The following is a 26,734-nucleotide window of genomic DNA, read 5'->3' on the forward strand; positions in this document are numbered from 1 at the left end:
GTCAAGTCTCCCACCGCCGGCCCCCGGATCGCTCCACGACTCAAATGATCTCTCTTCGTAGGCACCCCATCACGCTGAGCGACGACTTGGCGACGGATGGCGCGGGACGGACGGGACCAGTGGTGAGGATGTGTCGTACCCGGTCCGTAGCGTGCCTGGTCGTGGCACAACCCGAATACCTGCAGGGCACCCTCGACGGGCTGCTGGCGGGCGCGGAGTCCGGCGGCCGCGCGGCCGAGGCGGCCCAGCCGCTGCACCTCACCACCTTCGTGGTGGTCGACCTCGAGACCACCGGCGGCGCCCCCGACGGCGGTGGGATCACCGAGATCGGCGCGGTCAAGGTGCGCGGCGGCGAGGAGCTGGGGGTGTTGGCCACGCTGGTCAACCCGGGCGAGCCGGTGCCGCCGTTCATCACGGTGCTGACCGGGATCACGCAGGCGATGGTCGCGCCGGCGCCCCCGATCGAGGCGGTGCTCCCCAGCTTCCTGGAGTTCCTCGGCGACGCCGTCCTGGTGGCCCACAACGCCCCCTACGACGTCGGCTTCCTCAAGGCCGCCTGCGCCCGGCACGGCTACGCCTGGCCGAACCCGCGGGTGCTCGACACCGCCGCGCTGGCCCGGCGGGCGCTCACCCGCGACGAGGTGCCCAACCGCAAGCTCGGCACCCTTGCCGCGTTCTTCCGTACCGTCCGGCAGCCGAGCCACCGGGCGCTGGACGACGCGCAGGCCACCGTCGACGTGCTGCACGGCCTGATCGCCCGACTGGCGGGCCACGGGGTGCAGACGCTCGGGGACGCGATCGAGTTCGCCAGGGCGGTCACCCCGACCCAGCGGCGCAAGCGGCACCTGGCCGAGGGGCTGCCCCGGGTGCCGGGGGTCTACATCTTCCGCGCCGCCGACGACCGGCCGCTCTACGTCGGCACCTCGCAGGACATCGCCACCCGGGTACGCAGCTACTTCACGGCGGCGGAGAAGCGGGCCCGGATGTCGGAGATGCTCGCCGCCGCCGAGCGGGTGGAGGCGGTCGAGTGCGCGCACGCGCTGGAGGCCGAGGTCCGGGAGCTGCGGCTGATCGCGGCGCACGCGCCGCCGTACAACCGGCGCTCGAAGTACCCGGAGCGGGCGGTCTGGCTGAAGCTGACCACGGAGGCGTACCCGCGGCTCTCGGTGGTGCGGGAGCTCGGCGCCGGCGACGAGGCGTACCTCGGTCCGTTCGGCTCGCGCCGCGCCGCCGAGCTGGCCGCCGCGGGCGTCTACGACGCGCTGCCGCTGCGCCAGTGCACCCACCGGCTCTCGCCGCGCCGCACCATGCCGGCCTGCGCCCTGGCCGAGCTGGGCCGCTGCCCGGCACCCTGCGAGCACCGGATCTCTCCGGAGGAGTACGACGCCCGCGCGGCCGAACCGTTCCGCGCGGCGGCCGGCGCCGACCCGCAGGTGGTGGTCGACGCGCTGCTCGCCCGGATCTCGGCGCTCTCCGGCGACCAGCGGTACGAGGAGGCGGCGGTGGCGCGTACCCGGCTCGCGGCGGTGCTGCGCGCGGCCGTACGGATGCAGCGGCTGCTGGGGCTGGCCCGCATCGCCGAGTTGGCCGCGGCGCGCCGCACCGCCGACGGCGGCTGGGAGATCGCCCTGGTCCGGCACGGCCGGCTGGCCGGGGCCGGAATGGCCCGCCCCGGCGTGCCGCCGCGCCCGGTGCTCGACCTGGTCCGCCGCACGGCCGAGACGGTGGGCCCCGGCCACGGCCCGGTGCCGAACGCCTCGGCCGAGGAGTCGGAACGGATCCTGTCCTGGTTGGAGCGACCGGAGACCCGGCTGGTGGACGCCTCCTCGGGTTGGGCCTCGCCGGTACGGGGCGCGGCGCGGTTCCGGGACCTCCTCGCGCGGGCCGAAGCCGCCGCCGGACACCAACTATCGTCCGAACGCACATGAGCATGTGGCCGATCGGACGACGGCCGCTCGCTTAGGCTGTTAGAGAAGTGCAGTCCTGCCCGATTCGTGGCTTGCTCTCGCGCACGGGGTCCTTCCCCGGGCTCGGGAGTTGGGTGAGGAGGTGTCCCCGCGGTGGATGTCGACGCCGGACACGGCGCCGCCCTCGGGGCCGCCCGGTTGCCTCAGCCGACCGAGTTCCCGCTGGCGCGACGCCTCAGGTCCCTGCTCTCCCGCCCCTCTCCGGACGACGATCCCGTCACCTGCCTGACCCGCACCCACAAGTCCATCCACCCGGGTGCCGACACCGGCGTGCTGCGTCGCGGCTACACCATCGCCGAGAGCATGCACCGGGGACAGTTCCGCAAGAGCGGCGACCCGTACATCACGCATCCGCTTGCGGTCGCGCAGATCTGCGCCGACCTGGGCATGGACACCACCACCCTGGTCGCGGCGCTGCTGCACGACACGGTCGAGGACACCCACTACACGCTCCAGGCGCTCGACGAGGACTTCGGACCCCAGGTGGCGCTGCTGGTCGACGGGGTCACCAAGTTCGACAAGGCCTTCTACGGCAAGGCCGCCGAGGCCGAGACGATCCGCAAGATGATCCTCGCGGCCGGCAAGGACGTCCGGGTACTGATCATCAAGCTGGCCGACCGGCTGCACAACATGCGTACGCTCGGCGCCCGCTCGCCCGCCTCCCGGGCCCGTATCGCCCGTGCGACCCAGGAGGTCCTGGTACCGCTCGCGGACCGGCTCGGCATCCAGGCGCTCAAGCGCGAACTCGACGACGTCGTGCTGGAGCACCTCGAACCCGAGGCGTACGCCCAGATCAAGGAGCACGTCAAGGCCCGGTCGGGCTGGGCGGGCTACCTCCAGTCGGTGATCACGCAGGCGCGCGGGGCGCTGCGGCGCGACAAGATCGTCGCGACCATCGCCCCCCGACCCCGGCACTTCTACTCGATCTGGAAGGACACCATCGCGGGCAACCACGCGGTACCGGTGGACCTGCCCCGGATCGCGATCGTGGTGGACGGTCCGGACACCGACTGTTACACCGCCCTCGGCGCGGTACACCGGCTCTGGCGCCCGGTCGCCGGCCGCTTCAAGGACTTCATCGCCTCGCCGAAGAACAACCTCTACCGGTCCTTGCACACCAGCGTCGTCGGCCCGGACCAGCAGATCCTCGAGGTGCTCATCCGCACGAAGGCGATGCACCGCACCGCCGAGTACGGCGTCGCGGCCGACTTCCGGTTCCCCGAGCCGGGCCGGACCAGCACCGGGCACGCGGAGCAGCTGGAGTGGCTGCGCCGGGTGCTCGACTGGGAGCCCGAGACCGCGGACCCGAACCAGTTCCTCCAGTCGCTGCGCTGCGACCTCGCCGAGTCGCAGATCCAGGTCTTCGCCGAGGGCCGCCAGGTCGTCCTGCCGGCCGGCTCGACCCCGGTGGACCTGGCGTACGAGCTGGGCCGCGAGCGGGGCGACCACTGCCTGGCCGCCAAGATCAACGGACGGCTCGCCCCGCTCGGCTCCGAGCTGGACGACGGCGACGTGGTGGAGATCTTCACCGAGGCCGACGGCCACACCGAGTTCGACATCGCGGTCGCCCCGCCGGGGCCGCGCAAGGAGTGGCTCGGCTTCGTGAAGTCGCCGCACGCCCAGATGCAGATCAACCGGTGGTTCGCCGAGCACCAGGAGCCGGCCATCTCGCTGGCCGACAAGGTACGCCTCGGCCGCGCCACCATCGGGCTCATCCTGCGCAAGCACGACCGGGGCCTGGCCAGCGAACTGCCGCTGCGCCAGCTCGCCGAGGAGCTGGGCTACCCCGACCTGGAGACGATGCTGGTCGCGGTCGTGGACCGGACGATCGAGCCCGACGCCGTGGTGGAGCAGCTCATCGCGCTGGTCGACCACCGCAAGTGAAACGACATCGCCCCGGCCGCGATCCGCGCGCCGGACGACCTCTAGCCTGACCCTGTGACCAACCGCCGCTCGGCCGTCCGAGCCTTCGCCTACGGTGTCTTCTACCGCCTTCCCCAACCGGTGCGGCGGCGGCTGGTCCGGATGGCCGTACCGAAGTACATCGTGGGCGCGGTGACCCTGGTGCACGACTCCGAGGCGCCGGAACCCGGCCGGTTGCTGCTGCTGCGCCAGCCGCCCGGCACCGGCTGGAGCCTCCCGGCCGGGCTCCTCGAACGCGGCGAGGACCCGATCGTGGGCGCCGCCCGGGAACTGCACGAGGAGTCCGGCATCCGGCTCGCGCCCCACGAGCTGGCGCCCGCCGTACCGAACGCGATCGTCCACGCCAAGGGGTGGGTGGACGTCGTCTTCACGGCCCGCGTACCGGCCTCCACGAGCGAGTTCGTGGTCGACGGCGCGGAGGTGTACGAGGCGGCCTGGCACCGCCTCGACGAGCTGCCCCGGCTGACCCGGGCGACCGCAAAGCTGCTCGCCTACTACGGCATCGGCCCCCTGGCCGGCGAGACAGCCGCCACCGAGACAGCCGCCGCCCAGACAGCCGCGGGCGAGACGGCGGCCGGCGGGGCGGGCACGGGCGGCACGGGCGTCGCCGAGGCGGGCCGCGCGGAGGCGGCCACCGGCGAGGCGGGTAGGCGTGCAGCGGGCGGCAGCGCGGAGGCGGGCAGCGGCGAGGCGGGCAGTGGCGGCGGCGCGGGCGCCGGCGCTGACCGGCCGGGCCGGTGAGCGCGCCCGACATCTGTGCCGTGGTGCTCGCCGCCGGCGAGGGCACCCGGCTGCGGCCGTTGACCGAACACCGGCCCAAGGCGCTCTGCCCGGTCGGCAACGTACCGCTGCTCGACCGGGTGCTGGCACGGCTGGCGGGGCTCGGCCTCACCGGCCCGGACCGGGTCGCGGTCAACGCCTGTTACCTGGGCAGCCAGGTGGTGACACACGTCGGGGACCGGGCACACCTCTCGGTGGAGCCGGGCGATCCGCTCGGTACCGCGGGCGGGCTGGCCAACCTGCGGGACTGGATCGACGGGCGCGGGGTGCTCGTCGGCAACGCCGACGCGTACCTGGCCGACCCGCAGGCTCCGCCGGGGCCCGACATCGCCGCCCTGCTCGACGGCTGGGACGGCGTCGGGGTGCGCCTGCTCGGCCAGCCGATCGACGGGCCGGACGAGCCGGGCAGCTTCAGCGGGCACCGCTTCGCCGGCTGGTCGCTGCTGCCCTGGCACCGGGTCCGCGAGCTACCCGTCGAGCACGGCGACCTGGTACGCGCCGTCTGGCGTCCGGCCGAGGCCGCCGGCGAGTCGACGGTGGTCGGCTTCCACGGGACGTACCTGGACACCGGCACCCCGGGCGACTACCTCGCGGCGAACCTGCACGCGGCCGGCGGCGGCGTGCTGGTCGATCCCGGCGCGACCGTGACCGGCGCCTGCGACCGGGCGGTGGTCGGCGCGGGCGCGGAGGTGCACGGCGACCTCACCCGGGCCGTGGTCTGGCCCGGCGGCGTCGTGGCGGCCGGCGAGCGCCTCACCGACGCGATCCGCGCCGGACACGACCTCACCGTCCAGGTCACCCCCCGCTGAGAGGGTGTCGGGTGACCGGGCGGTCACAGGGATCGGGCGGTCACAGGGATCGGGCGGTCACAGGGATCGGGCAGAGCGGGCTCCGCGATCTTGGAAACCAGCGGCCCCCACAGGGGCCGATCCGCGCCAAGGTCCGCGCGACCCGCCCGGGTCCGGCCGTAGGTCACCCGCCGTCGGCCGTGCCGCCGCACCGGCCCGGCCCGCCGGCCCGGGCCCGCCGGCCGTCCGACGCCGGCGCGGCCGGCCACCGTTCCCGGGCCACGACGACCGGACAACACCGGGTACGGCGAGAAGCTCGCCGAACGCGGCACTAGCATGAGCCACGGCTGCGACGAGAGGAGCCCGTCCGTGATCACCGCGATCGTACTGATCGACTGCGCCACCGACTCGATTCCCGAGGTGGCGGAGGCGCTGGCCGCCCTGCCCAGGGTGAGCGAGGTCTACTCGGTCGCCGGCCACGTGGACCTGATCGCCGTGATCCGGGTACGCGAGTTCGACCAGATCGCCGAGGTGATCGCCGGTCGCATCTCGAAGGTGCCCGGGGTGATCAAGACCGAGTCGCACATCGCCTTCCGGGCCTACTCCCAGCACGACCTGGAAGAGGCGTTCGCCATCGGCCTGGCCGACGCGGACTGACCATCACCGCCGCGCCAATCGGGAGCGCCGCTCAGCGCGGCGACGCGGACTGACCACCGCCGCGACCCCGACGGGGCGCCCGCCCGGCCACCGCTCAGCGCGGCGACGACGCGCGGGCGCCCCGGTCCACCTCGTCGAACAGCGCCGCCGCCGGCCCGGCGGTCCGAAGGGCCCAGCGCCCGGTGCTGAGCAGCCCGAGGACCAGGACGCCGACGCCGAGCCCGAGCACCAGCCACCACACGCCGTACGCCGCGCGGGTGGTCGCCGCCGGGCCGCCGAAGGCCGACCCCACGATCGTTCCGGCGATGGCGACGCCGAGGGTGGTGCCGGTCTGCCGGCCGACGGAGGCCAGCGAGGCGGCCACCCCGGCCATCGAGCGGGGCATCCCGGAGACCGCCGTGTTGGTGATCGGCGGGTTGACGGTGCCCAGGAAGACGCCGAACAACAGGTAGGTCGCGAGCACGGCCGGCAGCGGGGTGGCCGGGCCCAGCCAGAGCGAGGCGGCGCCGCCCAGCGCCAGTGCCGCTCCGGCGACCACCAGCGGCAGCCGGGGACCGCGGGCGCCGACCAGTCGGCCGGTGCGCGGGGAGAGCACCACGACCAGTACACCGACCGGGAGCAGGCACAGCCCGGCCGTCAGCGCCGACATGCCGCGCACGTCCTGTAGGTACTGGGTGGTCACGAAGAGGAACGCGCTGAATCCGCACAGGGCGAAGAGCGCCATCAGGATCGCCGAGCTGAACGGCACGCTGCGGAACAGGCGCAGTTCCAGCAGCGGGTCGGCCCGGCGCCGTTCGTAGCCGAGGATGCCGAGGGCGCTGAGCGCGGCGACGGCGAGCAGGCCGAGGATGAGCGGCGAGCCCCAGCCCGACGTACGGGACTCGATGATCGCGTAGACGACGCCGGCCAGTACCAGGATCATCAGGACCTGGCCCACCGGGTCGAACCGGCGGGCCCGGGCGGCCCGGGACTCGGGTACGAAGAGCGCGGTGCCGACGATCCCGGCGGCGACGATCGGCACGTTGATCCAGAAGATGGAGTGCCAGCCGAGGCCGTCGACCAGCGCGCCCCCGAGGATCGGACCCAGCGCCAGCGACACGCCGCTCATCGAGCCGAAGACGCCGATGGCCCGGGCCCGCTCGGCCGGATCGGGAAACGTGGTGGCGACGATGGCCATCGCCACGGGGTTGAGCATCGTCCCACCGACCGCCTGCAACACCCGCGCCGCGATCAGCCAGCCGATGCTCGGCGCCAGGCCGCAGAGCAGCGAGCCGAGCCCGAAGACGGCGAGACCGACCTGGAAGACCCGCCGGCGGCCGACCCGGTCGGCGGTGGAGCCGGCCAGCACCAGGAAGCTGGCCAGCACCAGGGTGTACGCGTCGACGGTCCACTGCAGGCCGGCGACCGAGGCGCCCAGGTCCCGACGGATCGCCGGTAGCGCGAGATTGACGATGGAGACGTCCATCACCACGACCACGATGCTGGCGCAGCAGATCGCGAGGACCAGGAGCCGGCGGCGCCGGCTGAGCCCGCCGGGCGCGATCTCGGGCGACGTGGAAACAGTCATGATCGCAAAGCTACGGTCTGGAGCGCGCTCGAAGTCAAGCCGCGCGCCCGCGACCGGCAGCCGACGGCTCCCGGCTGGCGGCTCGCGGGGCGGCGCGCCTGGCTGGCGGCTGGCAGGGCGCTCGGCGGCGCCTGGCCGGCCGAACGCGAACGTGGCGCCCGCCGGGAGACCCCGGCGAGCGCCACGTGGTGACTGGGCGAGCGGTCAGTGGCCGGAGCCGCTGCCGATCTCCTCGCGCTCCGTACCCGGTTCGACCGGCGGGTGCCCCGGGGAGACCGGAGCCTCGGCCGGCTTCTCGATCGGGTAGAAGAAGCCCCGGATGGCCGGGCCGAGCGCCCCGAGCCGGTTCATCTTCTTCGGTACGACCCAGCCGACGTAGTCGAGTTCCGCGTGGCCGTCGTGCCCGCCGGCCAGCGGCTGGTGCACCTCGACGAAGCGGCCGTCCGGCAGCCGCCGGATGATGCCGGTCTCGACGCCGTGCGCCAGCACCTCGCGGTCGTGCTGCTGGAGACCCAGGCAGATCCGGTAGGTGAAGTAGTAGGCGATCGGCGGGGCGATCAGCAACCCGATCCGGCCGATCCAGGTCATCGCGTTGAGGCTGATGGCGAACTTGGCCGCGATCACGTCGTTGGCGCCCGAGAGCGTCAGCACGACGAAGAAGGCCAGCGCCATGGCGCCGAGCGCGGTGCGGTTCGGCACGTCACGCGGACGCTGGAGCAGGTTGTGGCTGCGCCGGTCCTTGGTCATCCGCGCCTCGATGAACGGATAGAACATCGGTAGCACGGTCAGGATGCCGGGTAGCACCACCGTGGGCCAGAAGATCGGCGGGATCGTGTACCCGTTGCCGATCGGGATGTTGATCGCCCACGGTGGCATGAGCCGGGTCGAGCCGTCGAGGAACATGACGTACCAGTCGGGCTGGCTGGCGGCCGAGACCACCCATGCCTCGTACGGGCCGAAGAGCCAGATCGGGTTGATCTGGGCCAGCCCGCCGAGCATGGCGATGACCCCGAACACGATCATGAAGAAGCCACCCTGCTTGATCGCGTAGCGCGGGAACATCCGCTCGCCGACCACGTTGTTGTTGGTCCGGCCGGGGCCGGGCCACTGGGTGTGCTTCTGCTTGAAGACCAGGCCGAGGTGCACGCTGATCAGACCCAGCAGGATGGCCGGGATGAGCAGCACGTGCGCGATGAAGAAGCGGCTGATGATGATGTCGCCCGGGAACTCGCCGCCGAAGATCGACGACGTCACCCAGGAACCGATCACCGGGATGGAGAGCATGATCGCGGAGGCGATCCGCAGACCCGTACCGGAGAGGCCGTCGTCCGGGATCGAGTAGCCGGTGAAGCCCTCCAGGAAGCCCAGCCAGAAGAGCAGGACGCCGATGACCCAGTTCAGCTCGCGCGGCTTGCGGAAGGCTCCGGTGAAGAAGATCCGCATCATGTGCACGACGATCGAGGCGACGAAGAGCAGCGCCGCCCAGTGGTGCATCTGCCGCATCACCAGGCCGCCGCGGACGTCGAACGAGATGTCCAGGGCGGACGCGTACGCGGCGGACATGTGCATGCCCCGCAGCGGCGCGTAGCTGCCGGTGTAGGTGACCTCCGTCATCGCGGGCTCGAAGAAGAAGGTCAGGAAGGTACCGGTGAGCAGCAGGACGATGAACGAGAAGAGCGCGATCTCGCCCAGCAGGAACGACCAGTGGTCCGGGAAGACCTTGTTGAGCAGCGCGCGCAGCGGGGTGGCTACCCGGAGCCGTTCCTCGACCTCGACCGCGGCCTTGCCCGGAAGGGCTGCTACATCGATTTTTCGGCGCTTCACGGCCGCTCCCAGAAGTCCGGCCCGACGGCCTCGGTGAAGTCGGACTTGGCCACGAAGAAGCCTTCCTCGTCCACCGTGAGCGGCAGCTGGGGCAGTCTCCGGTTGGCTGGTCCGAACACCGGCCGGGCGTTGTCAGTGATCAGGAAGGTCGACTGGTGGCACGGGCAGAGCAGACGGTTGGTCTGCTGCTCGTACAGGCTCGCCGGGCAGCCGGCGTGCGTGCAGATCTTGGAGAACGCGATGTAGTTGCCCCACATGAAGGCGTCCTTGCCCACCCGGTCGTTCGCCGCGCGGGCGGTGTCCGCGTCCTCCTGACGGAGGTGGATCAGCAGGGTCGGCGAGTCGGCGTGCTTGTTCGACACGCCGTCCTCGATGCCGGGGAAGACCGTCATCTGACCGCCCGGGCTGACGTCCTCGGGACGGATCGGCGTGCCGTCCTGGCGGGTGAGCCGGATGAGCCCGTCCTTGTTCGGGTGCCAGCCGGTGGTGAACATCTGGTTGTTCTTGTGCGGCTGCTGGATCAGGCCACCGATCAGGGGCGCCGCGGCGACCGCGCCGACCGGCGCGAGGCCGGCCAGCAGCGAGATGCCGAGCAGCGGGCGCCGCTTCACGCCCAGCTCGTCGGCCATGTAGGTGATCGTGTTACCGACGATCTTGTTCTGCCGCTCGTCGAGCGGGCCCTCGTGCCGGTCCTGGATCGACACCTCCTTGGGCAGCAGCTTCTTGCCCCAGGTGAGGATGCCGAAGCCGACGCAGAGCAGCGCGATGCCGAGCGACAGGCCGAGCAGCGGCGTGAAGACCTTGTCCGCGCCGGTGCCGGGCTTCCACTCCCACGGCCACCAGATGTAGACCGCCAGGAAGGCGGTCGCCGCCAGGCCGGTGACCAGGAAGAAGAGCGCGACGGTACGGACCAGCCGCCGCTCCGCCTTGGTCCCCGGCACCGGGAACTGCGGCTCGTAGTGGACGATCTCGATGTCTTCCTGGCGGGCGCCCTCCCGCACGATGTCGAACTTCGACAGCTTCGGGTCGTCGAGGTCGATGCCCTCGGTCTCCGTACGAGTGCTCATGCCGTCCTCTCACTTCCCTCGGCGACGGCATGAGGCTCGGTCGCCCGGAGTTCGCTGATGTGCTGCTGGCGTCCGCTCACGACTTCCCCGCAATCCACAGGCTCGCGAAGATCAGCGCCACGATCCCGACCAGGAAGATCACCAGACCCTCGGTGGTGGGGCCGAGGCGGCCGAGGTTGAACCCACCCGGATCGTTGTTCTCCTGGAGGTTCTTCTGGACGTAGGCGATGATGTCCGCCTTCTCCTCCGGCCGGAGCTGGTTGTCGCCGAAGACCGGCATGTTCTGCGGCCCGGTCAGCATGGCGGCGTAGATCTCGCGGTCGGTCGCCTTGCGGATGGTGGGCGCGTACTTGCCCGAGGTCAGGGCGCCGCCGCCACCACCGAAGGTGTGGCAGGAGGAGCAGTTGATCCGGAACAGCTCGCCGCCCGTGGCCACGTCGCCCCCGGCGGCCAGGTGGTCCACGTCCTGCGGGATCTGCGGGCCACCCCCCAGCTCCTGGATGTACTGGCCGAGCTGACGGGTCTGCTCGTCGGTGAAGACCGGGGGCTTCCGCTCGGCCTGGGCCTCCTGGCGCGCCAGCGGCATCCGGCCCGTGCCGACCTGGAACTCCACCGAGGCCGAACCGACGCCGATCAGGCTCGGTCCGCGACCCTCGATGCCCTGCGCGTTACGACCGTGGCAGGTGACGCAGCTGGTGTCGAAGAGGGCCTTACCGTCCTGCGCGGCGCTGGACAACTGCGGCGTGTCCTGCGCCTGTAGGCCGGGCGCGAAAACGGTGTAGGCACCGCCGGCCAGGGTCAGCGCGGCCAGCAGCCGCAGCGCGGCGCCCACGCGGCGACGGCCCTTGCTGCGCGGGGTGGACCGCCCGCGGCGCAGCCGCGCGAGCACGCCACGACGGCGGTCGCCTGGCCGGGGGATGTCAGAAGTCATGGCCTGTGTCCTTAACGGTTTCTCGACCTTGTCTCAGGGACGGGGCAGCGACACGAAACGTGACAGCGCCAAGATCACTGCAGCCAGTAGATCATGGCGTACAGCGCGATCCACACCACGTCTACGAAGTGCCAGTAGTACGAGACCACGATGGCCGAGGTCGCCTGCGCCGGTGTGAACCGGCCCATAGTCGTACGGATCATGAAGATGATGAAGGCGATGAGACCGCCGGTCACGTGCAGCCCGTGGAAGCCGGTGGTCAGGTAGAACATCGACCCGTACCCATCAGCGTTGATCTTGACGCCCTCGTGCACCAGGTTGCGGTACTCGTTGAGCTGCCCGAGTACGAAGATCAGGCCCATCACGAAGGTGATGCTGAACCAGCGTCGCAGCGCGTGCACGTCCCCCTTCTCGGCGGCGAAGACACCGAGCTGGCAGGTGACCGAGGAGAGCACCAGGATCACCGTGAAGGTGGTCGCGTACGGGATTTTGAGGACCTCGGTGTGCTTCTCCCACTGCTCCGGCGCCGCCGCGCGGATGGAGAAGTACATCGCGAACAGCGCCGCGAAGAACATGAGTTCGCTGGAGAGCCACACGATCGTCCCGACGCTGACCATGTTCGGGCGCGTCAGGGAGTGGATCCGGCTCTTATCAATAGCTAGGGCCGCAGTCACGCGGTCATTATTGCCCCCGATCAGCGCAGCCGATCGGCGGGGTGGCCAAACTGACCTCTATTGCGGGGTGCCCGGCCCCCGCGACTTGACCTGGCCTAGCCTGAAATACGTGCTGCACGTCGATCCGGCCACCGCCCTCACCTCGATTACGCCGCTCGCGCACGCGCCGACGGAAGGCGTCGAGCGGGCGCCCCTCACCGTGGCGACGATCCTCACCGAGTGGTCGCTGAACAACTGGCTCGCCGTGCTGCTCGTCCTCGCCGCCGCGGTCTACCTCTACGGCGTACACCGACTGCGCACGCGCGGACACCGCTGGCCGGTGGCCCGGACCGCGCTCTTTCTCGGCCCCGGGCTCGGCTCGATCGCGCTGGTCACCCTCACCGGCCTCGGCGCGTACGACACGACGCTGCTCTCCGTACACATGATCCAGCACATGGTGCTGGCCATGGTGGCCCCGATCTTCCTGGCGCTCGGCGCGCCGGTGACGCTGGCGCTGCGTACGCTGCCGCTGCCGGCCCGGCGGCGGCTGCTGGCCGTGCTGCACAGCAGGTTCGCCAAGGTCTTCACGTTCCCGCTGGTGGCGTACGCCATCTTCGTGGTGAACCCGTTCGTGCTCTACTTCACCGGCCTCTACCACTTCACGCTCGAACACGAGTTCGCGCACGAGCTGACCCACGCGCACTTCATCCTCACGGGCTGCCTCTTCTTCTGGCCGTTGATCGGGCTCGACCCGCTGCCGGGCCGCTGGCCGTACCCGGGCCGGGCGCTGCTGATGCTGCTCTCGGTGCCCTTCCACACCGTGCTCGGTCTCACGATCATGCAGAGCGCCACCCTGCTCGGCGGGGACTGGTACCCGTCGCTGGAACTGAGCTGGGTCGACCCCTGGACCGACCAGAAGACCGCCGGCGGCGTCCTCTGGGCCGGTGGCGAGTTCGTCAGCGTGATCATGCTGGGCGTCCTCGTCGTGCAGTGGATCCGCCAGTCCGAGCGGGAGGCCCGCCGGATCGACCGCGAACTGGACCGCCAGGAGGCCCGCGAACGCGCCGCCGCCGGCCCCGCGCAGCAGGCCTGACGGGCCGAGCCCGCGATGGTGGGCGCCACCGCGAGCGCGACCGGGGACGGCGCCCGGTCCCAGGATCCGGGCCCCGCGAACCCCGGGTGCGCGGGCGGGGCCGGGCGGCGAAGCGGCGACCGGTACGATCAGCCGCAGCTACGACGTGGGAGCTTGCGACCGATGACCGACCGTCTTTACACCGTCCTGCTCTACAGCGACGACCCCCAGGTGCGCGACCGGATGCGACTGGCTGTCGGCACCCGGCCGGCCAGCGATCTGCGGGTGGAGTTCGTCGAGGCGTCCAGCTACGACGAGGTCGTACGGCTGGTCGACGACTACGAGATCGACCTGCTGCTCCTCGACGGCGAGGCCACCCCCGCCGGCGGCATCGGCCTCGCGCGGCAGATCAAGGACGACCGCGCCGACGCCCCGCCGACCTGCGTCGTGATCGCCCGGGCCGCGGACCGCTGGCTGGCCGCGTACGCCGAGGTCGACGCGACCCTGGTGCACCCGCTCGACCCGGTGACCACCGGACAGACCGTCGCCGGTCTGCTGCGCGCGCACGCGGGCGAGGCGACCGCCTCCGCCTAGGCTCCCTCCGCCTAGGCGCCACCCCCGGGGCCCGCACCGCCAACCACCCCCAACCCCACCGCCCGCTCGGGAGGCCCACCATGGGCGAACGGACCTGGCCCAACCTGCTCACCGCGTTGGTACGCGCCGAGGAGTTGTCCAGCGCCGACACCGCCTGGGCGATGGACGAGATCATCTCCGGCTCGGCCACCCCGGCGCAGATCGCGGGCTTCGCGCTGGCGCTGCGCGCCAAGGGCGAGAGTCCGGCCGAGCTGGCCGGCATGGTCGAGGCCATGCTCAACCGGGGCGTGCCGGTGGCGCTGCCCGACGAGGTACGCGCCAGCGCGGTGGACGTGGTCGGCACCGGCGGCGACCGGGCGCACACCGTCAACATCTCCACCATGACGGCGATCGTGCTGGCCGGCGCCGGGGTACGCGTGGTCAAGCACGGCAACCGGGCCGCCTCCTCCTCGTGCGGCGCGGCCGACCTGCTCGAATACCTCGGCGTACCGATCGACCTCGGCCCCGAGGGGGTGGCGCGCTGCGTCACCGAGGTCGGCATCGGGTTCTGCTTCGCCGCCCGGTTCCACGCCGGTATGCGGCACACCTCCGCGCCCCGCCGCGAGCTGGGCGTACCCACGGTCTTCAACTTCCTCGGCCCGCTGACCAACCCCGCGCGCCCACGGGCCGCCGCGGTCGGCTGCTTCGACCCGCGGATGGCGGGCGTGATGGCGGACGTCTTCGCCGCGCGCGGCGACTCGGTGCTGGTGATGCGCGGCGAGGACGGGCTGGACGAGTTCAGCACCGCCGCCCCGACCCGGCTCTGGATCGCGCATCGGGGGCGGGTGAGCGAAACGCTGGCGGACGCGGCGGACCTCGGGGTACCCCGGTCCACCCCCGGCGACCTGCGGGGCGGTGACGCCGCTTTCAACGCCGACGTGGCCCACCGGCTGCTCGCCGGCGAGACCGGCCCGGTGCGCGACGCGGTACTGGTCAACGCCGCCGCCGCGCTGGCCACCCAGGCCGACCTGGACGGCGGCCCGGTCGAGGCGATGCGCGAGGGTCTGCGCCGGGCGGCCGAGGCGGTCGACTCGGGCGCGGCCGCCCGTACCCTGAAGCGCTGGGTCGAGGTGGCGCGCGCCGCCAAGTCGGCCGAGTAGCCCGCCCCCGGCGGCGCGCCCGCCACCGCCGGCGCGGTCGCCACCGGGCGAACCGGACGAACGACACGTCCGGGGCCGGTACCGGCCTCCGGTCGGAACCGCGGAGCTTCGCCCCGCCCGCGTGGACCCCGTCCATCCGGGTACCCCCGAGTGTCAACCAGCCGAGGGGGGAGAAAGATGTTGGGCTTCAAGCATGTGGGTCTGCTCGCCGGACTGGCCGTGTTCGGGCTGGCACCGGTCGTCACCATGCGTGCCGCGGCCGCACCTCCGGCCCAGGACACGCAGTTCCTGGAGACCATCCACCAGGTGAATCTGTACCAGATCACCTCCGGGAACCTCGCCGAGCAGCGCGGCGGCGACGCGACCATCCAGACGCTCGGGGCCCGGTTCGTCACCGACCACGCCAAGCTCGACGGGACCGTGAAGAGCACCGCCGCCTCCACCGGCGTGACCCTGCCGGACGCGCCGACCACCGACCAGCAGAACCGGCTGGCGCAGGAGCAGAACCTGAACGGCAACGCCTTCGACCGGCAGTGGGTCACCACCCAGCTCACCCTGGACGTGGCCGTGATGCAGGCCGCGCAGACCGAGCTGAGCGCGGGTTCGGACGGGTCGGTCAAGCAGGTGGCGCGGGACACCGTCGCGTTGGTCCAGTCGCACCACCAGGCGCTCCTCGCGGCCGCCAAGAAGCTGAACATCCCCGTACCGGGCGGTGCCTCGGTGCTGCCGACGCCGAGCCCCTCCGGTACGCCGAGCCCCGGTCCGTCGGGCTCGCCGAGCGGTTCCGGCTCGCCCGCGCCGAGCGACTCGGGTACGCCCGGCCCGAGCGTGACGTCGAACGCGCCCAGCCCGGGCGTGAGCTGAGCCCTGTTCACGGGCGTCGCCGTTCCGTCGTACCCGGGCGGAGCGGCGGCGCTGTGTCGTCCCGCGCTCCGGATGGCCCGGCTACGGAGTCGAACCTGCGCCCAGCCGCCACCTTCAGACACCTTCACCTGAACGTCAGAGGCGCTATCGGAGACCGGTAACGCCGCTGACGTTCAGGTGAAGGCCCCAACCGACGCGAGGCGAATCCCCGGCAGCGGCCAGATGGACCGGACGTCACGACCAGGTGGGCCCGCAGGGGCGGGAGACGGGCCGGCCGGGGTGTGGCGGGGCCCGCCTGGGCGGGAGACAAAGGCGCCCGGGGCGGCCGCTGGCCGACGGTACGTCCGCGCGCGACACACCGGTGCAATTCCGTCGTACCGGCGGGGCATGATGGCAGCGTGTCAAATGACAACCGGGTAATTTCCCCCTTCCAGGTTGTCCGGGCGTACACGGAGGAGGCGACGGGCGTGCGAGGCTGGGGTGGCCGGGTGCGGCACGAGGTCCGGCTCTACTGCGATCTCTGTGCGGACGAGATGCTCTTCGAGACGCCGCCCTGCGTGGACGGGCACGGCGCCGACTGCCCCGAACTGGCGTGCACGGGCTGCGGCACCGCGTTGGTGGTCGCGCCGCTCGCGGTCGCGGCGCCGGGGCGCGAGCGGACGGGCGGTACCCGTGGCGGCGCCGGTCGTCGCGCGCCGCGGGAGCGCCGGGCGGCCTGATCCCGCCGGGGCCGGTCGCGGGAACGCCTGTCTGGCCGGTCCAACACCCGCCGGGGCCGGTCGAACGCCTGCCGGGTCGGTCGTGAGAACGCCTCCGGGACGACCCCGGAGGAGCGCGGTCCCGGTTCCCTCGGACCTGGGGAACCGGGACGGCCGGCCGACGAGTCGCGGGTCCGCCCGTCGCAGGTGCGGGTCGTAGATGCGGGTGGTAGGTGTGGCCCACGGATTCGCGCGTCACAGATCCGGGCCCGGAAGCGCCGGGCACGTGCCGGCCAGCCGGGCGGAAACGACGCCGCCGCCGGTCCCCGAGGGGATCGGCGGCGGCGCGAACGTGCAGCTTGCTCCGGGGCCTCAGTGCTCCGCGGTGCGGCGGGTGCCGGAGTAGTACTCGAAGAGCAGCCCGCAGGCGGCGAAGATCACCGAGACCAGGCCGGTCGCGAGCAGCCACCACTGCCAGAACACCAGGCCGAGGCCGGCGATGGTGGCGGCGACGGCGATGCCGAACGGCCAGTAGCTGCCCGGGCTGAAGAAGCCGATCTCACCGGCGCCGTCGGCGATCTCACCGTCCGGCCGGTCCTCCGGGCGCAGGTCGATGCGCCGGGAGACGAACCAGAAGAAGCCGCCGCACATCGCGCAGAGCAGGCAGGAGAGCGTCAACGCCACCGAGCCGACCCAGTCGACGTGGCCGAGCTGGGCATCGGTCCACCAGGCGTAGAGAACGGCCGCGAACGCCAGGAACACCGCGATGATGGTGAAGATCCGCCACTCGGTCTTCATGGCCTCGACCTCAGCTTCCCGCGCCGGCGTTGGCGCTGCTCGGGTTGAAGTTGTTCGCGTCGCGCTTGGTCTGGAACGGCTTGGTCTTGACGGCCAGCGGGGCCTCACCGATCTCCGACAGCGCGTCCTGGGTCGACTTGCCGGTCTTCTTGGCCGCGAGGAACCGGTCGTACTTGTCCGGCGAGACCACCCGCAGCTCGAAGTTCATCATCGAGTGGTAGGTGCCACAGAGTTCGGCGCAGCGGCCGACGTAGGCGCCCTCGGACTCCAGCTTCGAGACCTCGAAGACGTTGCGCACCTTGCCCGGGAAGACGTCGCGCTTGAAGAGCAGCTCCGGCACCCAGAACGAGTGGATGACGTCCTTGCTGGTCTCCTCGATCCGGATGCTCCGACCGGTCGGCAGCACCAGGATCGGGATCACCTCGGTGGTGCCGAGCGTGGAGGCGACGGTGTGCGCGTCCGGCCCGATCCCGTCCCGGTAGTTGAACTGCCAGTTCCACTTGAAAGCGACGACCTCGACGGTCACGTCGGGGTTCTTGGTCACCTTGTCGACGTCGGTCTGCACGATCGCCGTGTAGTAGAAGAGCACGGCCACGACCAGAATCGGCGCGATGGTGTAGAGGAACTCCATCGGCATGTTGAACCGCGTCTGCACCGGCAGTTCGTCACCGCGCTTGCGGTAACGGATCACACACCAGAAAATCAGGCCCCACACGAAGACACCGACCGCCAGCGCGGCGATGACCGAGCCGATCCACAGGTCGTACATCCGGTGCGACTGAGGCGTGATGCCCCCCTGCGGCCAACCGAATCCCGAGAACGTCGCGCCGACGTCACATCCGGTGAGCAGGATCAGCAGCGCCGTTCCACCGACGCCGAGCCCGGCCAGCCGCACCGCAGCACGTCGTGGGCTGCGCTTCCCGGCCGTGGGCTGTATTCCCGAACCCCTTGCGACCACCTGGTCCTGCCTCCTTAACGCACCGCCCGTTTGCCGAATCGTCAGCACCGGCGGCAAAGGCGTCACCGACGGTCGCAGATTACTCGACCATCCCAGGCTGGACGGCCGTGGGGGGTGCCGTATCCCTCAACGGAGATCTTGCCCGATCCGTACCGCGATAGGTTTCGTTGGTGACCGTTACCGCGACCTATTTCGACGCGGCCACCGCCACTCCCCCGCACCCGGTGGCCCGGCAGGCGCTCCTCGCCGCGCTCGTAGACGGCTGGGCCGACCCGAGCAAGCTCTACGCGCAGGCCCGCCGGGCACGCCAGCTCCTGGACGCGGCGCGGGCCAGCACGGCCGAGGTGCTCGGGGTACGCCCCGACGAGCTCTCCTTCACCGCCAGCGGTACGGCGGCCGCGCACGCCGCGGTGCTGGGTGGCCTGGCCGGGCGCCGGCGCGCCGGCGACGTGCTGGTCCACTCGGCCATCGAGCACTCCGCCGTGCTGCACGCGGCCGAACGGCACGCGGCGGCCGGCGGCGAGGCGCGCCCGGTGCCGGTGGACCGGCTCGGCCGGCTCGACCTGGCGGCCTGGTCGGCGGCGGTCGCCGCGCCGGGCGTGGCGCTCGCCACCCTGATCAGCGCGAGCCACGAGGTCGGTACGGTCCAGCCGGTCGCCGAGGCGGCCCGGGCGTGCGCCGAGGCCGGGGTACCGCTGTACGTCGACGCCGCCCAGTCGATCGGCCGCCTCCCGGTCGGGGCGGATGCCGCGCTACCGGCCGGTTTCGTGCCGCCCGGCTGGTCGATCCTGACCGCCAGCGCGCACAAGTGGGGCGGGCCGCCCGGCGTGGGGTTGCTGGTGGTCCGCAAGGGCACCCGGTGGGAGTCGCCCTACCCGGCCGACGAGCGGGAGGCGGGCCGTACGCCCGGCGTGCCGGACCTGCCCGCGATCGTGGCCGCCGCGGCGGCGCTGCGGGCGGTGGCCGCGGAGGCGGCGGCGGAGTCCGACCGGCTCGCGGCGCTGGTGGACCGGATCCGCGCGGTGGTGGCGGCGACGGTACCGGACGTGGAGGTGGTCGGGGACCCGGTCCGGCGGCTGCCGCACCTGGTCACCTTCTCCTGCCTGTACGTCGACGGCGAGGCGCTGCTGCACGCCCTGGACCGGCGCGGCTTCGCGGTCTCGTCCGGTTCCTCCTGTACCTCCTCCACGCTGCGGCCCTCGCACGTGCTGGAGGCGATGGGGGTGCTCTCGCACGGCAACGTACGGATCTCGCTGCACCGGGAGACGACCGAGGCGGAGGTGGAGCGCTTCCTGGCCGAGCTTCCGGGCGTGGTGGCCGAGCTGCGCGCGCAGGCCGGGGCGGCCGACCTGTGAGTTCGAGCGGCGGGCGCGGGTACGATCTGGCCCAGCTGGAGAAAGGGCCCTTTCGATGACCGGCCGTGACCCCGCCGTCACCGTGATCGACTGCCTGGGTCAGCGCTGCCCGCTGCCGGTGATCGAGGCGGCCCGCCGGCTGCCCCAGTTGCCCGTGGGCGCCGTGCTCCGGGTGCTCGCGGACGATCCGGCGGCGGCGATCGACATCCCGGCCTGGTGCCGGATGCGCGGGCAGGAGTTCCTCGGCGCCGTCACGGTGGACGGCGCACCCGGGTACGAGGTCCGCCGCGCCCACTGACGACCGCGACCGGCGCGCCCGACCCGCCTCCGCGCCGACGGCACCGGCCGGGGCCACCGCGCCCGTCGACCGACCGGGGCGGAGGGCCCGCGTGCCGATCGCGGGCCCTCCCGACCGGGTGTCCACGACGGCCATGACCCGCGTGGACACCCGGCCGACCAAGGTCAGGCGCGGCAGGGGTTGCCGGCCGGGTGGGCCGGCGTGCCCTCCACGTTCGCCTTGGCCTCGGCGATCACCACGTCGGTCAGCGGCGTGTCGAGCACCACGGCGCGCTGGGTGATCGTGGTGGCGGTGGTCTCCGTGCTGTTGATCCGCAGCGATCCGACGACCAGCGGGACGGTCAGCGGGGCCGATCCGACCGTCACCGGCACGCCGTTGACCTTCAGGCTCGCCACCGTGGACGAGCCGGCGAAGACCGGGGCGAGGCCGCCGGGGGCCGGCGCGCAGGTGGCCGAGGCGGAGGCCTGGATCACGCCGAGTTCGATGGTGACCAGCCCGGCCACGGTGATCCGGGTGGAGTCGACCCGGGCCGTCGCGCTGCCGGCGTCACCCGCCGCCGGGGCCGACGCCGCCGGGTGGTCCGGCCGGCTGTCGGTGGCCGCCTCCAGCACCCCGGTCCGGACGTTGACCAGGCCGGAGGTGAGCTGTGCCGAGGCCACCTGTTCGTGGTCGTCGACGCAGGGCACGTCGTCCGGGTTCGCCCGGCCGGCGGTCAGGCCGGCGATCCGCAGCGCCGTGGAGGTGCAGGAGAACGTCCCGTCCCGGTCGTTGTCGACGATGGTGCCGACCCCGGTCGGATCGGTCAGCGCGGCCCCGACCGGCGCCGAGAGCCGCACCGTGAAGGTCTCGTCCGGCTCGTCGACCGCGTCGTCCACCACCGGGACCGTCACGGTCTTCGTGGTCTGGCCGGGCGCGAGGCTGACCGTACCGCCGGTCGTGGCGTAGTCGGCCGGCGCGACCGCCGTACCGTTGGCGGTGGCGTACGCGGCGCTCACCGCGGTGTCCGTCGGGCCGGTACGGGTCACCGTGAAGGTGGCGGAACCGGCGCCCTCGTTCACGGTCACGTCGTCGATCCGCAGGCCCGGCACGTTGACGGTCAGCCGCTGGGTGAAGCCCCGGCTGGTCCCGTCGATCAGGAAGTCGACCACGCAGTGGTAGCTGCCGGCGGCCGCGCCGCCGCCCAGCTGCACGGACTCCGTGAAGGTCGCGTCGGCACCGCTGGTCACGGTACGGCTGGCCGGCGCGAAGCTCAGCGACAGCGGCGCGTCGCAGGAGACCACCTGCGGGGTCACGGTGACCTCGATCGCCTTGATCCCGGCGAGGATGGCGTCGGCGACCTCGTCGGCCGGTACGCCGCTGAGCAGTTGCCCGCCGGTGGCCGAGGTGATGGTGGTGAACTGGCCGGAGGCGTTCATCGCGCCGACGTCGACGGCGACCACCCGTACCCCGGCGGCCTGCAGGGCGGCGACCGTGTCGGCGAGGGAGTGCCCGCCGCTCGGATCGTGCGACGGCGCGTCGCCGAAGATCACCGCGATCCGGGTCCCGTCCGGCCGGAACGTGACCGCCCCGGTGGAGACCTCGTAGAGCGCGTTGAGGTTCGCCTCCGGGACGTCCCCGCCGCCGGCCGCCGCCCAGGCGTTGATCCCGGCCTGTACGGCGGACAGGTCCCCGGTCAGGCCCTGGTTGAGCCGGAACGCGTACGGGTCGGTGAAGTCCTTGTACTCGGCGACGGCGAACTGGGCCTGCGGCTGCGCCGCGACCACGCTGGAGAGGATGTCGGCGGCGTTGGCCCGGACGTTGCCGATCGCGCCGCCCATGCTCCCGGTGGTGTCGGCGACGAAGATCAGGTCGGGTTTGGGGGGCACGGTCGGGGTGTGCACGACCTTGGCGATCTCCGCCGATCCGCCGGGGCCGAGGGTGATGGTGACGTCGGCGGGTTCGACGCCGGGATCGGCGGCGGCCGGGCGGGCGGTCACCGTGGCCGGGGCCGCCAGCGCGGCGGCGAGGGCCAGCGCGGTGAGCGCCCGGCGGCGGAGAGATCTGGGACGGTACGACACGGGGTTCTTCCTCCCTTTGCCTCGGTTTCTCCTCGGCGTGGCGCCACCGCCCGATCGGCCGGAATCTCCGTGACCGCCGAACGCGGCGACGATCCGCCGGCAAAGGTCATCATCGATATGGCGCGGGGCCGGGAAGTTGTCCGTATGCGGACAAGAGGAAACGCCGTACCGCCGCCTTGACGTGCGACGTTCGGGGGCGGTCCGGCCGCCCGATCATCCGGCGACATCCAGCTCAGCGACGGTACGGCCGGGCGCCGGATCATTATCCACAAGGGAGAGTAGGACGGGCGCGAATACTCACCCCCGTCGACGCGAGAACAATTCACTCATTCGCGGGCCGTCCGTTCCGAGGGCGCACCCGGTGGAAATCGCGCGGCGCTCTCGGGCGAACGGCCGGAAATCCGCCGACAATTCCGGCCGGCCACGTCATCAGTCGAGATACGCGAGGATGCTCGGCAGCGGGTCGGCGGCGGTCGCGGTGTCGACCACCAACCGCGGGCCGACGAACGGCTCGTACTCGGCGCGGCGCGCCAGGGTCTGCGCCCAGTCCGGTACGAGGGGGTCCGCGCCGGCGTCCCACCGGCGCTCGATCCGCCGGCGGTGCTCGACCTCGTCACCGCACCAGACCTCGACCACCCGCAGCGGTACCCGCGCGCGGGCGGCCAGGTCCTCCCAGAGCGCGCGGGCGGAGGCGACCGGGTTGACCGCGTCGACGATCACCGACAGGCCGAGGTCCAGTTGGACCTCGGCCAGGCCGGCGAGGCTGCCGTACGCGGCGAGCCCCGCCGCGGGTCCGGTGATGCCCTGCCGCGCGAGCGCCCGTTCGACCGGGTCGACCGGCAGGACGGGGGCGGTCAACGCCACGCCGAGCCGGACCGCGAGGGTGCTCTTACCGACGCCGGGGAGCCCGGCGAAGACGACGAGTACCGGACTCACCCCACCAGGTGCGGCCGGACGTCCTCGGCGGCGGCCTCACCGTACGACTCGCCCAGGGCCTTTACGAACAGGTCGGGGCGGACCTCGTACTCCTGCGGGCCCACCGACTCCAGCACGAGCGTGGCGAGGAGCGAGCCGACCTGCGCGGCGCGCTCCAGACCGAGGTTCCAGGAGAGCGCGGCGAAGAAGCCGGCCCGGAAGGCGTCACCGACGCCGGTGGGGTCGGAGGCCTCGATCTCCCGGGCGATCGGTACCCGGATCGGGTCGCCGTCGCGGGCGGCGATCTCCACGCCGTGCTTGCCGAGCGTGGTGACCCGGATCTTCACCCGCTCCAGCAGCTGCGCGTCGGTGAGGCCGGTCTTCTGCTGCAGCAGCGACTTCTCGTAGTCGTTGGTCATCAGGTAGTCCGCGCCGTCGATCAGGCCGAGCACGTCCTCGCCCTCCATCCGGGCGAGTTGCTGCGACGGGTCCGCCGCGAAGGCGTACCCCCGCGACCGGCACTCCTGTGAGTGGCGCAGCATCGCGGCGGGGTCGTTGGCGCTCACCAGCACCAGGTCGAGCCCGCCCACGCGCTCGGCGACCGGCGCGATCTCGATGTTGCGGGCCTCGCTCATCGCCCCGGCGTAGAACGAGGCGATCTGGCACAGGTCGGTGTCGGTGGTGCAGACGAACCGGGCCGTGTGCGCCACCTCGCTGACGTGCACCGAGTCGCAGTCCACCCCGTGCCGCTCCAGCCAGGAGCGGTAGTCGGCGAAGTCGGCGCCGACCGCCCCCAGCAGCACCGGACGCAGCCCGAGCTGGGACATGCCGAAGGCGATGTTCGCCGCCACCCCGCCGCGGCGCACCACCAGGTCGTCGACGAGGAACGAGAGCGAGACCTGGTGCAGTTGCTCGGCGATCAGCTGATCAGCGAACCGGCCGGGAAAATGCATCAGGTGATCGGTGGCGATCGAGCCGGTTACGGCGATCTTCATGTCAGCCCTCGGGGTCAGGTTTCGGGAGCGTGGCGCCGGTCAGCCTACCGGCCCGGTTACCCTACCGACCGCCGTTCGAGTCGTGGTCGAGGCCATCCGTTCGGCGAGTTGTCATCTTCCTGATCGGCGGGACCGGGACCGGGAGTGCCGAAAAAGCACGAGGGCCACCGCCGGCACGCCGGTCACTTTGGGTGACCGGCGTCCCAGCGATGGCCCTGAGCTTGCCATGGCCCCTGAGCTTGCCATGGCGCCGAGCTTCTAGGGTCGACGCTTTTCGGGTCGGCTCAGTGGAACGAGTCGCCGCAGGCGCAGGAGTTCTGCGCGTTGGGGTTGTCGATGGTGAAGCCCTGCGCGTCGATGCGGTCGGCGAAGTCGATGGTCGCACCGGTGAGGTAGGGCGCGCTCATCCGGTCGACGACGACCTCGACGCCGCCGAAGTCGGAGACGATGTCACCGTCGAGCGAGCGCTCGTCGAAGAACAGCTGGTACCGCAGGCCGGAGCAGCCGCCCGGCTGCACCGCCACCCGAAGCCGCAGGTCGTCGCGGCCTTCCTGCTCGATCAGGGCCTTGACCTTCTGCGCCGCGACGTCGGTGAGGACGACGGCGGTCGGGGCCTTAGCCTCGGTCGACTCGGTCTGCGCTGGACTGGTCACGTGGAATTCTCCCTGCGCGCTGGTTCGGTCTATGCCCAACCACGCTAACCGCGTGGCTGACGATTCCCAATGCTCCTGCTTGTGATTGTAGGTCGGTGCGGCCCAGCTCACCCGGCTGAAGCGGCGCCCGCGAGGCCCAGGGTCTCGACGAGCACGGCCCGCTGGGTGGGGCGGGCGGCGGCGTACCGCTCGCGCCCGGCGTCCGTCAACGTCACGAAGACGCCACGCCGGTCGTTCGCGCACAGTTCGCGACAGACCAGCCCGTCCCGCTCCAGGCGGGCCACGGCTCGACTGAGCGCGCTCTGGCTGAGGTGCACCTGCTCAGCCAGCTCCTGCATCCGCATCTGGCCGCAGTCGGGGCGACCGGCGAGCCGGTCGATGACCTCGAACTCGCTCATCCCGATGCCGTGCCGCTCCTGCAACTCGCGTTCGAGCGCGCAGGAGCAGGCCGCGTAGCGGCTGGCCAGACTCCGCCACGCCGCGACGAGGTCCTCGTACCCCTCATCCCCGGACACGCCCGACACCCTACCACATGCGCGTGAATGAAATGCAAACACATTTTTTGCTTGTGCATTAGATGCATGCGCAAGTAAGTTGCTGGCCATGTCTGTTTCGGCTTCCGCACCCGCCGCCACCTCGGCGGCACCACCCGCGCCGGCGGATGCCGGCACCGCCCGCGATCCCCGAATGACTCCCCGACTCTGGGGTGCGCTGATCGTTCTCTGCGGTGCGCTCTTCCTCGACGGGCTCGACGTCTCGATGGTCGGCGTCGCCCTCCCCTCGATCCAGCACGACCTCGGCCTCTCCAACGGCAGCCTGCAGTGGATCGTGAGCGGTTACGTGCTCGGCTACGGCGGGCTGCTGCTGCTCGGCGGGCGCACCGCCGACCTGCTCGGCCGCCGACGGATCTTCCTCTGGGCGATCGGCGTCTTCGCCGCCGCGTCGCTGCTCGGCGGCCTGGTGGACGACCCGGCCCTGCTGATCGGTACCCGGTTCGTCAAGGGCGTGGCCGCCGCCTTCACCGCGCCGGCCGGCCTGTCGATCATCACCACCACGTTCCACGAGGGGCCGGCCCGCAACCGGGCACTGAGCGTCTACACCGCCTGCGGCGCCAGCGGCTTCTCGATGGGCCTGATCCTCGGCGGGCTGCTCACCGAGGCCGGCTGGCGGTGGACGTTCCTGCTGCCCGCGCCGGTCGCCGTGCTCATCCTGCTGGCGGGCCTGCGGCTGATCCCGCGCGAGCGGGCCCCGCACCGGGGCGGGCGCGGGTACGACCTCGCGGGCGCGGCCACCTCGACCGCCGCGCTGCTGCTGCTCGTGTACGCCGTGGTCCAGGCACCGGCGGCCGGCTGGCTGTCGGCCCGTACGCTCGGCAGCCTCGCCCTGGTCGCGGCGCTGGTCGCGGCGTTCGTGGCGATCGAGCGGCGGGTCGCGCACCCGTTGCTGCGACTCGGCATCCTGCGCAGCGCCCGGCTGCGCGGCGCGAATTTGAGCGCGCTCGCGGTGACCGGCGCCTACATCGGGTTCCAGTTCATCGCCACGCTCTACATCCAGAACGTGCTCAGCTGGTCGCCGCTGGAAATGGCGCTCGGCCTGCTCCCCGGCGGCCTCGTGGTGGCCTTCGGCGGGCCCCGGGTGGGTGGCCTGGTCAACCGCTTCGGCACGGCCCGGGTGGCCGCCGCCGGCTTCGTGGCGTTCCTCGCCGCGTACCTGATCTTCCTGCGCATCGACGGGGAGCCGCACTACCCGACGGTGATCCTGCCCACCATGCTGCTGATCGGCGCGGGCTTCGCGCTGACCTTCGCCGCCCTGAACATCCAGGCCACCGACGGGGTGGGCGACGAGGAGCAGGGGCTCGCCTCGGGACTGGTACAGACCGCGTTCCAGATCGGCGGGGCGATCGGACTGGCCGGGGTCACGGCCATCCTGGCCAGCGACGCGCCGACGCCCGGGCGGGTGCCCGGCTCGTTCCACTCCGCCCTGGCGCTGGTCACCGGGGTGGCCCTGGTCGGCCTGCTGGTCAGCGTCGCGGGCCTGGCCCGCGGGCACGGCCGGCACCGGCGCGGGCTCGCTCCCGCCGCGGGCCCGGGGGCGCGGCGCGGCGAGCGGTAGCGCCGGCACGGCGGTGGGTCGGTCGGGCCGGTGCGTACCCCGGCCGACCCACCGGCCGGTCCAGCACGC

At 72.3% G+C, this 26,734-nt stretch carries 24 protein-coding genes and 1 pseudogene; 13 read left to right on the forward strand and 12 right to left on the reverse strand.

Translation table 11 applies throughout. The features are described from left to right. Nucleotides 1–200: 200 nt before the first annotated feature. From AB0J86_RS29255 to AB0J86_RS29275, 5 genes and pseudogenes are all read left to right on the forward strand, one after another. On the forward strand, nt 201–1,928 hold the full coding sequence (locus AB0J86_RS29255; protein ID WP_363860919.1) for a DEDD exonuclease domain-containing protein: 1,728 nt from the start codon (nt 201–203) through the stop codon (nt 1,926–1,928). Nucleotides 1,929–2,060: 132 nt separating this feature from the next. Continuing rightward, a complete protein-coding gene (locus AB0J86_RS29260; protein WP_363860860.1) occupies nt 2,061–3,851 on the forward strand; it encodes an HD domain-containing protein in 1,791 nt (596 codons plus the stop codon). Nucleotides 3,852–3,905: 54 nt separating this feature from the next. Further along, nucleotides 3,906–4,412: pseudogene (locus AB0J86_RS29265) on the forward strand (NUDIX domain-containing protein); the annotation flags it as partial. A gap of 215 nt (nt 4,413–4,627) precedes the next feature. Then, entirely contained in the window at nt 4,628–5,479 is an 852-nt protein-coding gene (locus tag AB0J86_RS29270) for a sugar phosphate nucleotidyltransferase (RefSeq protein WP_363860861.1), read from the forward strand. 348 nt (nt 5,480–5,827) lie between these two features. Further along, nucleotides 5,828–6,115, forward strand: coding sequence for an Lrp/AsnC ligand binding domain-containing protein (locus AB0J86_RS29275; RefSeq protein ID WP_363860862.1), 288 nt, complete (start codon nt 5,828–5,830; stop codon nt 6,113–6,115). Between the two features lie 94 nt (nt 6,116–6,209). Here the strand turns inward: AB0J86_RS29275 and AB0J86_RS29280 are convergent, their stop codons facing one another. The 5 genes from AB0J86_RS29280 to AB0J86_RS29300 form a co-directional block, all read right to left on the reverse strand. Further along, entirely contained in the window at nt 6,210–7,682 is a 1,473-nt protein-coding gene (locus tag AB0J86_RS29280; protein ID WP_363860863.1) for an MFS transporter, read from the reverse strand. A gap of 204 nt (nt 7,683–7,886) precedes the next feature. After that, nucleotides 7,887–9,506, reverse strand: coding sequence for a cytochrome bc complex cytochrome b subunit (locus AB0J86_RS29285; RefSeq protein ID WP_363860864.1), 1,620 nt, complete (start codon nt 9,504–9,506; stop codon nt 7,887–7,889). Next, a complete protein-coding gene (locus AB0J86_RS29290) occupies nt 9,503–10,573 on the reverse strand; it encodes a Rieske 2Fe-2S domain-containing protein (protein ID WP_363860865.1) in 1,071 nt (356 codons plus the stop codon). Before AB0J86_RS29290 ends, AB0J86_RS29285 begins: the two co-directional genes overlap by 4 nt. Before the next feature lie 76 nt (nt 10,574–10,649). Continuing rightward, entirely contained in the window at nt 10,650–11,504 is an 855-nt protein-coding gene (locus tag AB0J86_RS29295; RefSeq protein ID WP_363860866.1) for a cytochrome c, read from the reverse strand. Nucleotides 11,505–11,578: 74 nt separating this feature from the next. Then, entirely contained in the window at nt 11,579–12,178 is a 600-nt protein-coding gene (locus tag AB0J86_RS29300; RefSeq protein ID WP_363860867.1) for a heme-copper oxidase subunit III, read from the reverse strand. A gap of 109 nt (nt 12,179–12,287) precedes the next feature. Here AB0J86_RS29300 and AB0J86_RS29305 point away from each other — a divergent pair, with 109 nt between their 5' ends. The 5 genes from AB0J86_RS29305 to AB0J86_RS29325 all read left to right on the forward strand — a co-directional run bounded on the left by AB0J86_RS29305 (nt 12,288) and on the right by AB0J86_RS29325 (nt 16,545). Then, nucleotides 12,288–13,250: a cytochrome c oxidase assembly protein gene (locus AB0J86_RS29305; RefSeq protein WP_363860868.1), complete on the forward strand. Its 963-nt coding sequence runs from the start codon at nt 12,288–12,290 to the stop codon at nt 13,248–13,250. Nucleotides 13,251–13,412: 162 nt separating this feature from the next. Next, entirely contained in the window at nt 13,413–13,823 is a 411-nt protein-coding gene (locus AB0J86_RS29310; RefSeq protein ID WP_363860869.1) for a hypothetical protein, read from the forward strand. An 80-nt stretch (nt 13,824–13,903) separates the two neighbouring features. Beyond that, on the forward strand, nt 13,904–14,962 hold the full coding sequence (gene trpD / locus AB0J86_RS29315) for an anthranilate phosphoribosyltransferase (protein WP_363860870.1): 1,059 nt from the start codon (nt 13,904–13,906) through the stop codon (nt 14,960–14,962). 177 nt (nt 14,963–15,139) lie between these two features. Then, nucleotides 15,140–15,826 carry a DUF4142 domain-containing protein gene (locus AB0J86_RS29320; RefSeq protein WP_363860871.1) on the forward strand — a complete coding sequence of 229 codons (687 nt, stop codon included), beginning with the start codon at nt 15,140–15,142 and terminating at the stop codon, nt 15,824–15,826. Between the two features lie 398 nt (nt 15,827–16,224). After that, nucleotides 16,225–16,545 carry a hypothetical protein gene (locus AB0J86_RS29325; protein WP_363860872.1) on the forward strand — a complete coding sequence of 107 codons (321 nt, stop codon included), beginning with the start codon at nt 16,225–16,227 and terminating at the stop codon, nt 16,543–16,545. Between the two features lie 351 nt (nt 16,546–16,896). On the opposite strand, the gene AB0J86_RS29330 is transcribed toward AB0J86_RS29325, so the two are convergent. Beyond that, nucleotides 16,897–17,322, reverse strand: coding sequence for a cytochrome c oxidase subunit 4 (locus tag AB0J86_RS29330; RefSeq protein ID WP_363860873.1), 426 nt, complete (start codon nt 17,320–17,322; stop codon nt 16,897–16,899). A gap of 10 nt (nt 17,323–17,332) precedes the next feature. After that, nucleotides 17,333–18,280: a cytochrome c oxidase subunit II gene (gene coxB / locus AB0J86_RS29335; RefSeq protein ID WP_363860874.1), complete on the reverse strand. Its 948-nt coding sequence runs from the start codon at nt 18,278–18,280 to the stop codon at nt 17,333–17,335. A gap of 170 nt (nt 18,281–18,450) precedes the next feature. Between coxB and AB0J86_RS29340 the strand changes: the two genes are divergently transcribed. Continuing rightward, complete coding sequence (locus AB0J86_RS29340; RefSeq protein WP_363860875.1) at nt 18,451–19,635, forward strand: aminotransferase class V-fold PLP-dependent enzyme; 1,185 nt, start codon at nt 18,451–18,453, stop codon at nt 19,633–19,635. Nucleotides 19,636–19,690: 55 nt separating this feature from the next. Beyond that, nucleotides 19,691–19,933 (forward strand): sulfurtransferase TusA family protein, encoded by a 243-nt coding sequence (locus tag AB0J86_RS29345; RefSeq protein WP_363860876.1) that lies wholly within the window; start codon nt 19,691–19,693, stop codon nt 19,931–19,933. 164 nt (nt 19,934–20,097) lie between these two features. Here the strand turns inward: AB0J86_RS29345 and AB0J86_RS29350 are convergent, their stop codons facing one another. From AB0J86_RS29350 to AB0J86_RS29370, 5 genes are all read right to left on the reverse strand, one after another. After that, nucleotides 20,098–21,990 carry a Calx-beta domain-containing protein gene (locus AB0J86_RS29350; RefSeq protein WP_363860877.1) on the reverse strand — a complete coding sequence of 631 codons (1,893 nt, stop codon included), beginning with the start codon at nt 21,988–21,990 and terminating at the stop codon, nt 20,098–20,100. A gap of 429 nt (nt 21,991–22,419) precedes the next feature. Beyond that, the gene (locus AB0J86_RS29355; protein WP_363860878.1) at nt 22,420–22,926 is read right to left on the reverse strand and encodes an ATP-binding protein; all 507 of its coding nucleotides are present in this window, start codon (nt 22,924–22,926) and stop codon (nt 22,420–22,422) included. Next, the gene (locus AB0J86_RS29360) at nt 22,923–23,900 is read right to left on the reverse strand and encodes a carbohydrate kinase family protein (protein ID WP_363860879.1); all 978 of its coding nucleotides are present in this window, start codon (nt 23,898–23,900) and stop codon (nt 22,923–22,925) included. Before AB0J86_RS29360 ends, AB0J86_RS29355 begins: the two co-directional genes overlap by 4 nt. A gap of 284 nt (nt 23,901–24,184) precedes the next feature. After that, nucleotides 24,185–24,553, reverse strand: a complete 369-nt coding sequence (gene erpA, locus AB0J86_RS29365) for an iron-sulfur cluster insertion protein ErpA (protein ID WP_363860880.1) — start codon at nt 24,551–24,553, stop codon at nt 24,185–24,187. Nucleotides 24,554–24,660: 107 nt separating this feature from the next. Beyond that, nucleotides 24,661–25,068, reverse strand: a complete 408-nt coding sequence (locus AB0J86_RS29370) for a MarR family transcriptional regulator (protein ID WP_363860881.1) — start codon at nt 25,066–25,068, stop codon at nt 24,661–24,663. 172 nt (nt 25,069–25,240) lie between these two features. Between AB0J86_RS29370 and AB0J86_RS29375 the strand changes: the two genes are divergently transcribed. Continuing rightward, on the forward strand, nt 25,241–26,665 hold the full coding sequence (locus AB0J86_RS29375; RefSeq protein ID WP_363860882.1) for an MFS transporter: 1,425 nt from the start codon (nt 25,241–25,243) through the stop codon (nt 26,663–26,665). Nucleotides 26,666–26,734 lie beyond the last annotated feature (69 nt).

The sequence above is a fragment of the Micromonospora sp. NPDC049559 genome (genome assembly GCF_040676675.1).
Classification (GTDB): domain Bacteria; phylum Actinomycetota; class Actinomycetes; order Mycobacteriales; family Micromonosporaceae; genus JBFAPK01.